The 13,462-nt window shown below is 61.6% G+C and carries 18 protein-coding genes; 11 read left to right on the forward strand and 7 right to left on the reverse strand.

What is annotated here, in order from left to right:
* Positions 1 to 340: 340 nt before the first annotated feature.
* Both KW841_RS18760 and ggt read right to left on the reverse strand, forming a co-directional pair.
* On the reverse strand, positions 341 to 874 hold the full coding sequence (locus KW841_RS18760; protein ID WP_218479015.1) for a cysteine hydrolase family protein: 534 nt from the start codon (positions 872 to 874) through the stop codon (positions 341 to 343).
* 69 nt (positions 875 to 943) lie between these two features.
* Positions 944 to 2,671, reverse strand: a complete 1,728-nt coding sequence (gene ggt, locus KW841_RS18765; RefSeq protein ID WP_095966479.1) for a gamma-glutamyltransferase — start codon at positions 2,669 to 2,671, stop codon at positions 944 to 946.
* 136 nt (positions 2,672 to 2,807) lie between these two features.
* On the opposite strand from ggt, the gene KW841_RS18770 reads away from it, so the two are divergent.
* Entirely contained in the window at positions 2,808 to 3,320 is a 513-nt protein-coding gene (locus KW841_RS18770; protein WP_218479017.1) for a methylated-DNA--[protein]-cysteine S-methyltransferase, read from the forward strand.
* 89 nt (positions 3,321 to 3,409) lie between these two features.
* On the opposite strand, the gene KW841_RS18775 is transcribed toward KW841_RS18770, so the two are convergent.
* Together KW841_RS18775 and KW841_RS18780 are read right to left on the reverse strand one after the other, a co-directional pair.
* A complete protein-coding gene (locus KW841_RS18775) occupies positions 3,410 to 4,003 on the reverse strand; it encodes an NUDIX domain-containing protein (protein ID WP_218479019.1) in 594 nt (197 codons plus the stop codon).
* 57 nt (positions 4,004 to 4,060) lie between these two features.
* Positions 4,061 to 4,498, reverse strand: coding sequence for a hemerythrin domain-containing protein (locus tag KW841_RS18780; protein ID WP_015094413.1), 438 nt, complete (start codon positions 4,496 to 4,498; stop codon positions 4,061 to 4,063).
* 145 nt (positions 4,499 to 4,643) lie between these two features.
* Here KW841_RS18780 and KW841_RS18785 point away from each other — a divergent pair, with 145 nt between their 5' ends.
* Entirely contained in the window at positions 4,644 to 5,066 is a 423-nt protein-coding gene (locus tag KW841_RS18785; RefSeq protein WP_218479021.1) for a GNAT family N-acetyltransferase, read from the forward strand.
* A gap of 85 nt (positions 5,067 to 5,151) precedes the next feature.
* Here KW841_RS18785 and KW841_RS18790 read toward each other — a convergent pair whose 3' ends face one another.
* Positions 5,152 to 5,502 carry a hypothetical protein gene (locus KW841_RS18790; RefSeq protein ID WP_218479023.1) on the reverse strand — a complete coding sequence of 117 codons (351 nt, stop codon included), beginning with the start codon at positions 5,500 to 5,502 and terminating at the stop codon, positions 5,152 to 5,154.
* A gap of 148 nt (positions 5,503 to 5,650) precedes the next feature.
* On the opposite strand from KW841_RS18790, the gene KW841_RS18795 reads away from it, so the two are divergent.
* The 9 genes from KW841_RS18795 to KW841_RS18835 all read left to right on the forward strand — a co-directional run bounded on the left by KW841_RS18795 (position 5,651) and on the right by KW841_RS18835 (position 10,651).
* Positions 5,651 to 5,899, forward strand: a complete 249-nt coding sequence (locus KW841_RS18795; protein WP_095966482.1) for a hypothetical protein — start codon at positions 5,651 to 5,653, stop codon at positions 5,897 to 5,899.
* Between the two features lie 20 nt (positions 5,900 to 5,919).
* On the forward strand, positions 5,920 to 6,249 hold the full coding sequence (locus KW841_RS18800; protein ID WP_218479025.1) for a DUF6388 family protein: 330 nt from the start codon (positions 5,920 to 5,922) through the stop codon (positions 6,247 to 6,249).
* 24 nt (positions 6,250 to 6,273) lie between these two features.
* Complete coding sequence (locus tag KW841_RS18805) at positions 6,274 to 6,978, forward strand: YoaK family protein (protein ID WP_218479027.1); 705 nt, start codon at positions 6,274 to 6,276, stop codon at positions 6,976 to 6,978.
* A 200-nt stretch (positions 6,979 to 7,178) separates the two neighbouring features.
* Positions 7,179 to 7,571 carry a sulfurtransferase complex subunit TusD gene (tusD, locus tag KW841_RS18810; protein ID WP_218479029.1) on the forward strand — a complete coding sequence of 131 codons (393 nt, stop codon included), beginning with the start codon at positions 7,179 to 7,181 and terminating at the stop codon, positions 7,569 to 7,571.
* Position 7,572: 1 nt separating this feature from the next.
* A complete protein-coding gene (gene tusC, locus KW841_RS18815) occupies positions 7,573 to 7,935 on the forward strand; it encodes a sulfurtransferase complex subunit TusC (protein ID WP_218479031.1) in 363 nt (120 codons plus the stop codon).
* Positions 7,935 to 8,228 (forward strand): sulfurtransferase complex subunit TusB, encoded by a 294-nt coding sequence (gene tusB / locus KW841_RS18820; protein ID WP_102673990.1) that lies wholly within the window; start codon positions 7,935 to 7,937, stop codon positions 8,226 to 8,228. The genes tusC and tusB overlap by 1 nt, the downstream gene beginning before the upstream one ends.
* Entirely contained in the window at positions 8,225 to 8,560 is a 336-nt protein-coding gene (locus tag KW841_RS18825) for a TusE/DsrC/DsvC family sulfur relay protein (protein WP_218479034.1), read from the forward strand. The genes tusB and KW841_RS18825 overlap by 4 nt, the downstream gene beginning before the upstream one ends.
* Positions 8,557 to 9,558 (forward strand): glycosyl transferase family protein, encoded by a 1,002-nt coding sequence (locus tag KW841_RS18830; protein WP_218479036.1) that lies wholly within the window; start codon positions 8,557 to 8,559, stop codon positions 9,556 to 9,558. Before KW841_RS18825 ends, KW841_RS18830 begins: the two co-directional genes overlap by 4 nt.
* A gap of 91 nt (positions 9,559 to 9,649) precedes the next feature.
* A complete protein-coding gene (locus KW841_RS18835; protein ID WP_218479038.1) occupies positions 9,650 to 10,651 on the forward strand; it encodes a glutathione S-transferase family protein in 1,002 nt (333 codons plus the stop codon).
* 127 nt (positions 10,652 to 10,778) lie between these two features.
* Here the strand turns inward: KW841_RS18835 and cysG are convergent, their stop codons facing one another.
* Positions 10,779 to 12,173: a siroheme synthase CysG gene (gene cysG / locus KW841_RS18840; protein ID WP_095966489.1), complete on the reverse strand. Its 1,395-nt coding sequence runs from the start codon at positions 12,171 to 12,173 to the stop codon at positions 10,779 to 10,781.
* A complete protein-coding gene (gene serS, locus KW841_RS18845) occupies positions 12,174 to 13,454 on the reverse strand; it encodes a serine--tRNA ligase (protein WP_218479040.1) in 1,281 nt (426 codons plus the stop codon).
* Between the last annotated feature and the right edge of the window lie 8 nt (positions 13,455 to 13,462).

A 13,462-nucleotide genomic window follows, 5' to 3' on the forward strand; every position in this document is an offset into this window, starting at 1 on the left:
TCAGCCAACACCGATGCTGGCTGTAATGACGCCATCGCGAGCAAGCTCGCTCCCACAGGGGGTGGTGGGTGTACGCAACATCTGCGAGCAACCGGGATTACTGTGGGAGCGAGCTTGCTCGCGATAGCGGTGGGTCAGCTGACATCAATGCTGGCTGTAATGACGCCATCGCGAGCAAGCTCGCTCCCAAAGGGGTTGGTGGGTGTACGCAAAATCTGCCAGCAACCGGGATTACTGTGGGAGCGAGCTTGCTCGCGATAGCGGTGGGTCAGCCAACATCAATGCTGGCTGTAATGACGCCATCGCGAGCAAGCTCGCTCCCACAGGGAAATGTGGTGGATTAGAGTTGAATATCTTTGGCCGGGACCACATCGATCCGCGTCACGGAACCGGTCAGCTTTGCCAAGTCCTTGTTGTGTTCGGCGATGATGTCTTTGGCCGTCAGGTTGCCGTTGTCGACGGTGGAATGTGCGTCGTTCGCCAACACCACGTCGTAGCCCAGTGTCAGGGCCTGGCGCACGGTGGCATTGATGCAGTAATCGGTTTGCAAGCCGCAGATGACCAGGCGCTCGAATTCTTGCACCGGCAACAGTTTTTGCAGGTTGGTCTTGTAGAACGAATCCGGGGTGGTCTTGCGCACGCGATGATCCTTCGGCGAGGTTTGCAGCCCTGCGGCCAGTTGCCAGCCGGGAACATCATGCGCCAGCGGGCTGCCCACTTCTTCGTGCTGGATCAGCACCACGGGCACGCCGGCCTTGCGCGCCCGGGCAGACAGGTCGTTGATGGTATCGATGACTCGTCCGATCTCGAAGCACTCGTACTCACCGGAACACAAGGCCTGCTGGACGTCGATGATTAACAACGCAGTGGTCATGATTTCCTTCCTTGAACGGTCGATGGTTCAGGGGACGAACATAAGCCCGTCCCCCTCCGGACACAACCCTCAGTAACCCAGCGACAACCCGGTGTTACGCCGTGGGTCGTTCGCCCCGTAGAAACGGTTCTTGCCCACTGGCTTGCCACCCAGGGACGGCGCGCCGACCAGGATCGCCGCCAGGTGGTTGGCGTCCTGTGGACCGGCAAACTTGTGCCCCCAGCTTTCGAGGATCTTCACTGTGTCCGGGCTGGTGGTGAAGGCTTCCAGGTTGGTCTCCTCCGGCAGCCACTGCTGGTGGAAACGCGGTGCATCCACCGCTTCCTGGATGTTCATGCCGTAGTCGATCACGTTGAGCATGGTCAGCAAGGTCGCGGTGATGATGCGGCTGCCACCCGGGGTGCCGACCACCATCACCACTTTGCCGTCCTTGGTGACGATGGTCGGGCTCATGGACGACAGCGGCGCCTTGCCGGGTGCGATGGCGTTGGCCTCGCCCTGCACCAGGCCGTACATGTTCGGCACGCCGATTTTCGAGGTGAAATCGTCCATTTCATCGTTGAGGATGACCCCGGTCTTGCTCGCCATCACGCCCGCGCCGAACCAGTCGTTGAGGGTGTAGGTCACCGACACCGCGTTGCCCCATTTGTCGACGATGGAGTAATGCGTGGTGTTGCTGCCTTCATGGGGGGCTACGCCGGGCTTGAGCTCACTCGACACCGCGGCTTTTTGTGGCTTGATCGCTTCGCGCAGCTTGGTCGCATAGTTTTTATCCAGCAGGTGGGCAATCGGGTTCTTCACGAAATCCGGGTCGCCCAGATAGCTGTTGCGGTCCACATAGGCGTGGCGCATCGCTTCGATCTGATAGTGCATGCCCTGGGCCGAGTGATAGCCCAGTTCCTTCATCGGATAGCCTTCGAGAATGTTCATGATCTCGCAGATCACCACGCCGCCGGAGCTCGGTGGCGGTGCCGAGACCACGTGGTAGCCACGGTAGTCGCACTCGATGGGCGCCAGTTCGCGGGTCTTGTATTTGTCGAGGTCGGCCTGGGTGATGATGCCCTTGTTGGCCTGGCTGGAGGTGACGATGGCGTCGGCCACCCAGCCCTTATAGAAACCGTCGGCGCCTTTCTCGGAGATTTCCCGCAGGGTCTTGCTCAGGTCCTTTTGCACCAGCTTCTGGCCGACCTGCATCGGCTCGCCGTTGCTGAGGAAGATCGAGCCGGAATCCTTCATGTCCTTCTTGAACATGTCGGTGGCGTAGTCCAGCAGATCGACGTCGCCTTGCTCCAGCACGAAACCGTCTTCGGCCAGCTTGATGGCCGGGGCGATGATTTCCTTGCGCGGCTTGGTGCCGTACTTGGACAGCGCCAGCTCCATGCCCGAAACGGTGCCCGGCACACCCACGGCCAGGTGGCCACGGGTACTCAGATCGGGAACGACGTTGCCGTCCTTGTCCAGGTACATGTTGGCGGTGGCGGCCAGCGGCGCTTTTTCACGGAAGTCTAGGAAGGTCTTGCGCCCGTCCGCCAACTGAATGGTCATGAAACCACCGCCGCCGAGGTTGCCTGCCGCGGGGTACACCACCGCCAGCGCATAGCCGACCGCGACCGCTGCGTCGACGGCGTTGCCGCCGTTCTTGAGCACATCCACGCCGACATGGCTGGCCAGGTGCTGGGCGGTGACCACCATGCCGTTTTCCCCCGTCGCCGGGGCCACGGAGGCGGCGTGAGCAGTCAGGCAGCTGAGAGCCAATGAGGTCGCAATCAGCGATTTGGCAAAAGGTTCGTACTTCATGAGTCGGTCTCTTCTTGTTATTAACCAGGGGAACGCTTCAAAAGCAGTGAGCAAGTATGGTCGGGATTACGTATTGCGCCTCCTCGTCGAGGCAGTATCCTTAACGCTTGTTCAGCAATTTCCTGCGAGCCCTGGCATGACCTATACCTGCATCACCGTGGCTTCCCCGGTCGGCCAGTTGAAGCTGGTGGCGAACGGTTCGCGACTGGCAGCCATCCTCTGGGAAAACGACAAACCCGGGCGGGTGCGCCTCGGCCCGATGAGCGAGGCGCCGGACAACCCGATCCTGGTGCGCACCGCCACGCAGCTACGCGAATATTTTTCCGGCACCCGCGATCGCTTCGAACTGGAACTGGACTTTGCCGGCACGCAATTTCAGAAAAAGGTCTGGGCGGCGCTGCTGACCATCCCGTTCGGCGAGACCCGCAGCTACAGCCAGATCGCCGAACAGATCGGCAACCCGGCGGCGGTCAGGGCGGTGGGTGCGGCGAATGGCAAGAACCCGATTTCGATCGTGGCGCCGTGTCACCGGGTGATTGGTGCGTCGGGCAAGCTCACCGGGTTTGCCGGTGGGCTGGAAGCGAAGGAGCTGTTGCTCACACTTGAAGGCGGGCAAACGCCCGGCACCGCGCGCCTGCCGGGCTTTTGACCTTGTAGGAGCTGCCGCAGGCTGCGATCTGTTGATCTTGCATTGAAAAGATCAAAAGATCGCAGCCTGCGGCAGCTCCTACGGGGAGATCAGGGTTGATTGAAGAGGTTTTTCATCGCCGCATACTGCAACAGCATGATGGTCTTGGCGTCGCAGATCTCGCCACGGTAGAACGCTTCGAGTGCGTCGTCGAACGCCCACTCCAGCACTTCCAGCTCTTCGGTTTCCGACTCAAGCCCGCCACCGTCGCTGACTTTCGACCTGGCGTCGTATTCGGCAATGAAGAAGTGCAGTTTTTCCGTCACCGAACCGGGGCTCATGTACGCCTCGAACACCTTCTGCACATGGTGCACGCGGTAACCCGTCTCCTCCTCCGCTTCATCGCGGATGCGGTCTTCAGGCGCCGCGCCTTCCAGCAGTCCCGCCGCCACCTCGATCAACAGCCCGTCGTGACCGTTGACGAACACCGGCAGGCGAAACTGGCGGGTCAGTACCACGGTTTTCTTTTCGCGGTTGTACAACAGAATCGCCGCACCGTTGCCACGGTCGTAGACCTCTCGCACCTGGCGTTGCCACTCGCCGTTGTTGCGTTGGTAATCGAAGGTGATTTTCTTCAGCAGGTACCAGTCGTGGGACAACACCTGGGACTCGAGGATGTTGACCCGCTCGGCTGTGTTCGACATGACAACGCGTCCTGTTATTTGTCAGAGAGTGCACATGTTAGGTGAAAACCTGCCTCCTCAAGCAAGCTGCGCCTTGTACTCCTTCTCGTATTGCCCGGCCAACGACTCTTTCTGTTTGTCGTCGAGCAGCTTGCCGGCCATCTGGAAGAACTTCTGCTCTTCTTCCTCGAGGTGGTGATGGACCTTCTCCGAGAGCTTCTTCGCGGTCACCAGCCAGGCGGGGCTGGACATTTCGGTGTCATCGAGCGCCTCCATCATTTCGTCCATTTCGTGGTGTTCGGCGATGCCATGCCGGCTGAGGTCGACGCCGTTGTCGAACTTCATCAGCGGAATGTAGAAATGCCGCTCTTCGGCCGTCGCGTGAGCCTGCAATTCTGACTTGAGTTGCTTGTACGCCTCGACCCGCTCAGGCGTATCGCCGCTGGTATGGATCAGCGCCTTGGCATAGGTCCGTTGGCGTTCGTGGCTTTCGCGCAAGGCTTCAAAAATGTTCACGGGGCGTTGTCCTCATCAGCGGCGTCAGGAGTGACGCGTCTTAAGGAATGACAGCTGTGCATTGGCGACGGTTCAACTTTTCCCGGGATGGAACAATCGCTGCAACCGGGATAGGCTGCGGCTTCACTGCCATATGGATATAGCCATGAACCTGCGTATCGAACGCAAGCACAACCCCAGCACCGAAGAGCGCGAGGCGATCCTCGTGCCGTTGCGCGCCTACAACGCCTCGAAGTCTGCAAGCCCGCCACCGGAACATATCGCATTGCTGATACGCGACGACAACGACGAAATCGTCGGCGGCGTTTACGCCCGGTTGTTTTATCAGTGGTTGTTCATAGACTTGCTGGCGGTGCCGGAACAGGCCCGGGGACAAGGCATGGGCACCAGGTTGATGCAGATGGCCGAAGACCTTGCGCGCGAAAAGGAATGCGTCGGCCTGTGGCTGGAAACCTTCGAATTCCAGGCGCCGGAGTTCTACAAGAAATGCGGCTACAGCGAGATCGGGCACATTGCCGATTACCCGCCGGGGCACAAGCACTTCTTCTTCCAGAAGCGCCTGAGCTAAAAGATCGCAGCCTGCGGCAGCTCCTACAGGTTTCGCGCCCTCTGTAGGAGCTGCCGCAGGCTGCGATCTTTTGATCCTGATTTGCCTACAGGCAAGTCGCCAACGCCGCCAAGCGGCGCTTGGCCACGAAATCATCCTTCTGTGCGTAGAAGCTCAGCACCGTGCCCGACGCATCGGTGGTCACGTCGACGAAGGACTCCGCCGAACGGGTATAAACGGTCGTGACACCCTTCTCGCCAAGCTCCAGATAGGCGGCGGCATCCACGCCGAACACGGCCTCGTCCTGCCAGGAAAACTGCACGCACTGGGCGACGTCCTTTCCCGGTTTATCCGAGTTCAGGGTCTTGTACGGGGCCCTGGCGCGGGCGTCGTTCATCGCCGAGCTGGCGCATCCGGCCAGCAACGTCACGGCCAGCGCCACCATCAGAATTCGCATTGCATTCACTCATCGGGAAAAAGCGGACTTTATCACCCCGGCAGCCCGTATCGTTCTGCTTTACTGCATTTATACCGCGACAGCGCACATCGATTCGCGCACCCTGTCGCGCCAATAACGCCCCATCGCACCCCTGACTGGAAATCCGATGACACCTAATGCCGAGTTCTACAAACCGAGCACTGAATATGCCGACAAGCTGATCAGCCAGATCGGGCAGACGCCGTCCTGGATCGCCAAGCGAATCGGCGTCACCGACAAGCGGATTCGCTACATCCTCGACGGCGAAAGAACCGTCAAAGGCGAAACCACGCCGATCCAGATGACCTACACCGAGCAGTTTGCCCTCGAATGCCTGGCGGCAGCGGCCAAGGCCAGCAAGCAGCAATCCTCGTAATCCGTTCTCAAGGAGCAACCATGGCGGCAACCGAGCAGCAACATGAACAGGCACTGAAGCGGTTTCTCGACGAACGCCCCGAGTTGCGCTACGACCTCGACAACCTCAACCCGTTGCAGGCCCAGGCCAAAGGCGAAACCCCGGCGCAGTACCGCGACGAGCGCTTGCACGAAGCCTTCGAAGCCGAGGCAGAACGGCAAGGATTGTTCGCCTGGGAGCTGACGCTGCAACTGACGGCTGCTACGGCCGAAGACTACGAAGCGCAGCGCCTGGAAGTGCACCGGGAAGTCGCGGAAATGGCCGGTATGGACTGGCTGGAGTATTGCGAGTTGAATGGGATAAAACCCTAAGCCTGTTCAAGGATGCCGTCGCCAATGCTGCCCAACACCGCCAGGACCCACGCCAGCCCCGGTCACTTGCACACGCAGAAATGGCGCGGGCGCATAGGCCTGAGCCTGGTGGCCATGCTCTCGGTACTCGCCGGCATGACCGACGCCATCGGCTTCATGGCCAGCGGCGACTTCGTCTCGTTCATGAGTGGCAATACCACCCGGATGGCTGTCGCCATCAGCGCTGGCGACCTTGGCTTGACCTTGCGCCTGGTGATACTCATCGCGACCTTCATCGTCGGCAACGCGCTGGGCATTATCGTCAGCCGCCTGGGTCGCCGTCGGGCCCTGCCGCTGCTGTTGTCCATCGCCACCCTGCTGTGCGCCGCCGCAGCCTGGCCTTATGAAGCGCAACTGCCGGCCCTGCTGGCGGCGATCATTGCAATGGGCATGCTCAACGCTGCGGTTGAAGAAGTGAACGGCCTGCCGGTGGGCCTGACTTACGTCACCGGCGCCCTGTCGCGTTTCGGCCGCGGACTGGGCCGCTATATGCTCGGCGAGCGCCGCAACGGCTGGCGCGTGCAGCTGATTCCCTGGACCGGCATGTTCGCCGGCGCGGTACTCGGTGCCGTGCTGGAACATCACCTGGGGCTCAAGGCGTTGTTTGCCAGTGGCCTGCTGGCTGCCGCGCTCGGGGTATTGTCGTTGAAGATCCCGCGGCGCTGGCAGTTGGGGTACATGCCGCGCTGAGTCTTGTGTTGTCTGTGCGGGCCTCTTCGCGGGCAAGCCCGCTCCCACAGTGATCTGTGCAATGCCAGAGATTACGGCATGACCACAAATCCCTTGTGGAAGCGGGCTTGCCCGCGAAGAGGCCCGTACAGACAACATCACTTTGGCCGCCCCGCCGATAAAGCATTATCATGGCCGCAGTTTCGCTGATCGAGTCTGTCATGAAGTTCGCCATCGCCGTGTTTTCCGCCGCCCACGCGCCCTCCTCGCGCCGCGCCCTGCTGTTCGCCCAAGCGGCGCTGGCCGGCGGGCATGAGATCGTCCGGCTGTTTTTCTATCAGGACGGCGTCTACAACGCGTCCGCCAGCGTGGTCACGCCCCAGGATGAAGCGGACTTGCCCAAGCAATGGCGCACCTTTGTCAGCGACCATCAACTCGATGGCGTGGTGTGCATCGCCGCCGCCCTGCGTCGTGGTGTCTTGAATGAGGAAGAGGCCCGGCGCTATCAGCGCGAGGCCGTTGCCGTCGGTGAGCCGTGGGAATTGTCCGGCCTCGGCCAATTGCATGACGCGGCGCAGGATGCCGACCGCCTGATCTGTTTCGGAGGCGCATGACGTGGCCAAATCCATATTGATCATCAGCCGCCAGTCGCCATGGTCCGGCCCGGGCGCGCGGGAAGCGCTGGATATCGTGCTGGCCGGCGGCGCCTTCGATCTGCCGATTGGCCTGTTGTTTCTCGATGACGGCGTGTTCCAGCTGGCCGCCAGCCAGAACGCCAGGACCTTGCAACAGAAAGACCTGAGCGCCAACCTGCAAGCCCTGCCGCTGTTCGGTGTCGAGGAACTGTTTGCCTGTGGCGACAGCATCAGCCGGCGCGGCCTCGACCCGAGCGGCCTGGCGCTGGAAGAAGCCCGGGTGTTGGCCGCCGACGAAATCACCGCCCTCATTGACCGTTACGACCAGGTGATCACCCTCTGATGTCGACTTTGCATGTATTGTCTCACTCCCCGTTCGGTGACGAACGCCTGACCAGTTGCCTGCGCGTGATCGGTGCCAACGACGGCTTGCTGCTGTCCGGCGATGCCGCCTATGCGTTGCAGCCAGGCACCGCGCCGTTCACGGCACTCAGCACCCGTGGCCTGAAGCTGTTCGTCCTGGCCGAAGATGCCCAGGCCCGCGCGCTGGTGGTTCCGGACTGGGCCCAGGCGATCGATTACCCGGCCTTCGTCGAACTGTCGATTCACTATGACAAGGTCAACAGTTGGCTATGAATGCATTGACGGTCGGCGCTCGCGCCATCGAGCTGGACAAGGACGGTTTCCTGGTCGAACTGAATGACTGGTCTGCCGATGTGGCCAGTGCCCTGGCCGCTGCCGAAGACATCGAGCTGACGCCCGAACACTGGGAAGTCCTCGACCTGCTGCGCAGTTTCTACGCCGAGTTCCAGCTGTCACCGGCCACCCGCCCATTGATCAAGTACACCGCATTGAAACTCGGCCCGGACAAAGGCAACAGCCTGCACCTGAACCGACTGTTCAAAGGCACCCCCGCCAAACTCGCCGCGAAGCTGGCGGGCCTGCCCAAACCGACGAATTGCTTATGACCGATTATCCAGCACTGACCCTCGAAACACCCGCCGAGCACCCGTTCGCCCAATTCGTGCGGATCCTTGGCAAAGGCAAGCGCGGCGCCCGTGACCTGACCCGGGCCGAAGCCCGCGAAGCCATGGGCATGGTGCTCGATGAAAAGATCGAGGAAACCCAGCTCGGCGCATTCCTGATGCTGTTGCGGCACAAGGAAGAAAGCGCCGAGGAAATGGCCGGGTTCACCGAAGCCTTGCGCGAACGCCTGAACCCTCCGGCGCTGGCGGTGGACCTGGACTGGCCGACCTACGCCGGCAAGAAGCGGCACTTGCCGTGGTACCTGTTGGCAGCCAAGTGCCTGGCGCAAAACGGCGTGCGGATTTTCATGCATGGCGGCGGCGCCCACACCGCCGGTCGCCTGTACAGCGAGCAACTGCTGGGTGAATTGAACATCCCGCTGTGCCGCAACTGGCAACAGGTCGGCTCGGCGCTGGATAACGACGGCCTGGCCTTCATGCCACTGGTGGACTGGGCACCGCAGCTGCAACGGATGATCGACCTGCGCAACACCCTCGGTCTGCGCTCGCCGATCCACTCGCTGGCGCGGATTCTCAATCCGCTGGGTGCGCGTTGCGGCCTGCAGAGCATTTTCCACCCCGGCTATCAGGCCGTGCATCGCGATGCCAGCGGCTTGCTTGGCGATACCGCGATTGTGATCAAGGGCGATGGCGGCGAGATCGAGATCAACCCGGACGCCGACAGCCATCTGTACGGCACCACTGGCGGCGAGAGTTGGGACGAGGAATGGCCGCAGTTGTCGGCGCAGCGTCACGTCAAACCCGCCTCGCTCGATCCCGAGCACCTGAAAGCGGTGTGGCGTGGCGACGTGGTCGACAGCTACCCGCAAATGGCCCTGATCTCGACCATGGCCCTGGCCCTGCGTGGACTCGGCCAGAGCCGCGAACAGGCCTTTGAAACCGCCGAACAATACTGGGCCGCGCGCAACAAATCGATTTAACCGATCATTCGCGCCCGATCTTTGCGCTTTTTGTTCGAACCCATGGGAATAGACTCGACTCCAACGAATATTGGCTTCTGGAGTCTTGAACATGGGTTTGTTAGTCGATGGCCGCTGGCAGGACAAGTGGTACGAAAGCAGCAAGGATGGCGCGTTCCAGCGTGAACAGGCGCAACGTCGGCACTGGCTGACCGCAGACGGCAAGCCGGGACCGACCGGCGTCGGCGGTTTTGCCGCAGAACCCGGTCGCTATCACCTGTACGTGTCCCTGGCCTGCCCGTGGGCCCATCGCACCCTGATCCTGCGCAAACTCAAAGGCCTCGAAAGCCTGATCGACGTTTCGGTGGTCAGTTGGCTGATGCTGGAAAACGGCTGGACCTTCGACAAAGCCCTCGGCTCCACCGGCGACAAGCTCGATCACTTCGACTTCATGCACCAGCGCTACACCGCCGATACCGCTGACTACACCGGCCGCGTCACCGTGCCGGTGCTGTGGGACAAACAGCACAAATGCATCGTCAACAATGAATCATCGGAAATCATCCGCATGTTCAATAGTGCCTTCGACGATCTGACCGGAAACGACCTGGACTTCTACCCAGCGCCGCTGCGCGGTGAGATCGATGCGTTGAACGAGCGGATTTATCCAGCGGTGAACAATGGCGTGTACCGCGCCGGGTTTGCCACGTCGCAACAGGCTTATGAACAAGCCTTCGACGAGGTGTTTGCCGAACTGGACCGCCTGGAGCTGCTGCTGGGCGCCAACCGCTATCTGGCAGGCGAATACCTGACCGAAGCGGACATCCGCCTGTTCACCACGCTGATTCGCTTCGATGCGGTGTACTACGGGCACTTCAAGTGCAACCTGCGGCGGATTGCGGATTATCCGAACCTGTCGAACTGGCTGCAGGAGATTTATCAGTGGCCGGGGATTGCCGAGACGGTGGATTTTGAGCACATCAAGAATCACTACTATGCCAGCCATCACACTATCAACCCGACGGGTGTGGTGCCCAAGGGGCCGGCGCAGGACTTTACCCTGGCTCATGACCGGGAGCGGTTGAGTGGGAAAGGGGTTTGGCGAAAGGCCTGAGTCTGAGCTGAGTTTTGCGGTGGATGTGAGGGCCTCTTCGCGGGCAAGCCCGCTCCCACAGGGGATTTGTGTCGTTCACGAATCCAATGTGGGAGCGGGCTTGCTCGCGAATGGAACAACTCGGTCTTCAGACCTGCCCCTGAGCCCCCTCGAACCACGCCAGTTTCTCGCGCAGTTGCACCACCTCACCGACGATCACCAGCGTCGGCGCATGCACTTCATGCTCCGCCACCAATCGTGGCAAGTCGGCCAGGGTTCCGGTGAAGACTCGCTGATTGACCGTCGTACCCTGCTGGATCAACGCCGCCGGGGTATCAGCGCCGCGACCGTGCTTGATCAGCTGCTCGCAGATGATCGGCAAGCCCACCAGGCCCATGTAGAACACCAGCGTCTGTGCCGGCGCGACCAGATCGGCCCACGGCAAATCGGTTGAGCCGTCCTTCAGGTGCCCGGTGACAAAGCGTACCGACTGCGCGTAATCGCGGTGGGTCAGCGGAATCCCGGCATAGGCCGCGCAACCACTGGCCGCCGTGATCCCCGGCACGACCTGGAACGGGATGCCATGGGCCGCCAGCTCTTCGATCTCCTCACCGCCACGACCGAAGATGAACGGATCGCCGCCCTTCAGTCGCACCACACGCTTGCCTTGCTTGGCCAGGTCCACCAATTGCTGGTTGATCTGATCCTGCGGCACCGCGTGATCGGCACGGCGCTTGCCGACGTAGACCCGCTCGGCGTCGCGACGGCACAGTTCGAGAATCGCCGGAGCCACCAGACGGTCGTACAGCACCACGTCGGCTTGCTGCATCAGGCGCAGTGCCTTGAACGTCAGCAGGTCGGGATCACCTGGCCCTGCGCCCACCAGATAGACCTCACCGGTCGCCACAGGGGCTTCACCATCGATTTTCGCCTGGAGCAAACGCTCGGCTTCAGCACCCTGCCCGGCCAGTTGCCGATCGGCAACCGGACCCTGGAAAACATCTTCCCAGAACGCCCGACGCTGCTGCACATCCGGAAACAGGCCTTTGACCTGATGACGAAAACGCGCCGCCAGGCCGGCCAGTTGACCGTAGGTGGAAGGAATCCAGGTTTCGATCTTGGCGCGGATCAAGCGTGCCAGCACTGGCGCATCGCCACCGCTGGACACGGCAATGATCAGCGGCGAGCGGTCGACGATGGCCGGGAAGATCACGCTGCACAGGGCCGGCGCGTCCACCACGTTGACCGGCACGCAACGCCGATGGGCATCGGCAGAGACTTGTGCATTCAGCGCTTCGTCGTCGGTGGCGGCAATGATCAGCCCGCAACCGTCCAGATCCGCCTCGGCGTAGCCACGCAACAGGCACTCGCCACCGCTGCCGGCAACCAGTTCGCGCAGTTGTGCTTCGATTTCAGGTGCAACCACCCGCAGCTGCGCACCGGCATCGGCCAGCAGGCGGGATTTGCGCAAGGCAATTTCCCCCCCGCCGACGACCAACACACGACTGCCGCGAAGGTTGTGAAACAGCGGCAGATATTTCATTTAGCCGATGACCTCAAGGCCACCCATGTACGGCTTGAGAACCTCCGGCACACGGATCGAACCGTCGGCCTGCTGATAGTTCTCCAGCACCGCCACCAGGGTGCGACCCACTGCCAGGCCGGAGCCGTTCAGGGTGTGTACCAGTTCCGGCTTGCCGGTTTCCGGGTTGCGGAAGCGCGCCTGCATGCGGCGGGCCTGGAAGTCGCCACAGTTGGAGCACGACGAGATTTCGCGGTACTTGTCCTGGCTCGGGATCCACACTTCCAGGTCGTAGGTCTTGACCGCGCTGAAACCCATGTCGCCGGTGCACAGCGCCAGGGTGCGGTAAGGCAGCTCCAGCAGTTGCAGGACTTTCTCGGCGTTGGCGGTCAGGCCTTCCAGCGCTTCCATCGATTTCGACGGCTCGACGATCTGCACCATTTCAACCTTGTCGAACTGGTGCTGACGGATCATGCCGCGGGTGTCGCGGCCCGAAGCGCCGGCTTCACTGCGGAAGCACGGGGTGTGAGCGACGAACTTGATCGGCAACAGTTTCGAATCGACGATTTCGCCGGCGACGATGTTGGTCAGCGACACTTCGGCGGTCGGGATCAGGTACAGGTCGGCCTCGCCTTCGCGAGCGATCTTGAACAGGTCTTCCTCGAACTTCGGCAGTTGGCCGGTGCCTTGCAGCGCCGGGGCCTGGACCAGGTAAGGCGTGTAGGCCTCTTCGTAGCCGTGCTCGGTGACGTGCAGGTTGATCATGAACTGCGCCAGGGCACGATGCAGACGGGCGATCGGGCCACGCAGCAGGGCGAAACGGGCGCCGGACAGCTTCGCGGCGGTTTCGAAGTCCAGCCAGCCGAACTTCTCGCCCAGGGCCACGTGGTCCTGAACCGGGAAATCGAAGGTAGTCGGCGTGCCCCAACGGCGCACTTCGACGTTGCCCTCTTCGTCTTCGCCAACCGGCACGGATTCGTGCGGCAAGTTGGGAATGCCCAGCAGGATCGAGTCCAGTTCGGTCTGGATCGCGTCCAGTTCGACTTTACCGGCGCTCAATTCACCCGCCATGCGCTCGACGTCTGCCATCAGCGGCGCGATGTCTTCGCCGCGCTGCTTGGCCTGACCGATGGATTTGGAACGCGCGTTACGGTCAGCCTGCAGTGCTTCGGTGCGGGTCTGGACGGTCTTGCGCTGTTCTTCCAGCGCTTCGATGCGCGCAACATCCAGCACAAAGCCACGGGATGCCAGGCGGTCCGCTACGTCCTGAAGGTTGCTACGTAACAGTTTGGAATCGAGCATGTCGGTTT

This window comes from Pseudomonas sp. PDM28, assembly GCF_019219115.1.
In the GTDB taxonomy this organism is placed as follows: Bacteria; Pseudomonadota; Gammaproteobacteria; order Pseudomonadales; family Pseudomonadaceae; genus Aquipseudomonas; species Aquipseudomonas laurylsulfatiphila.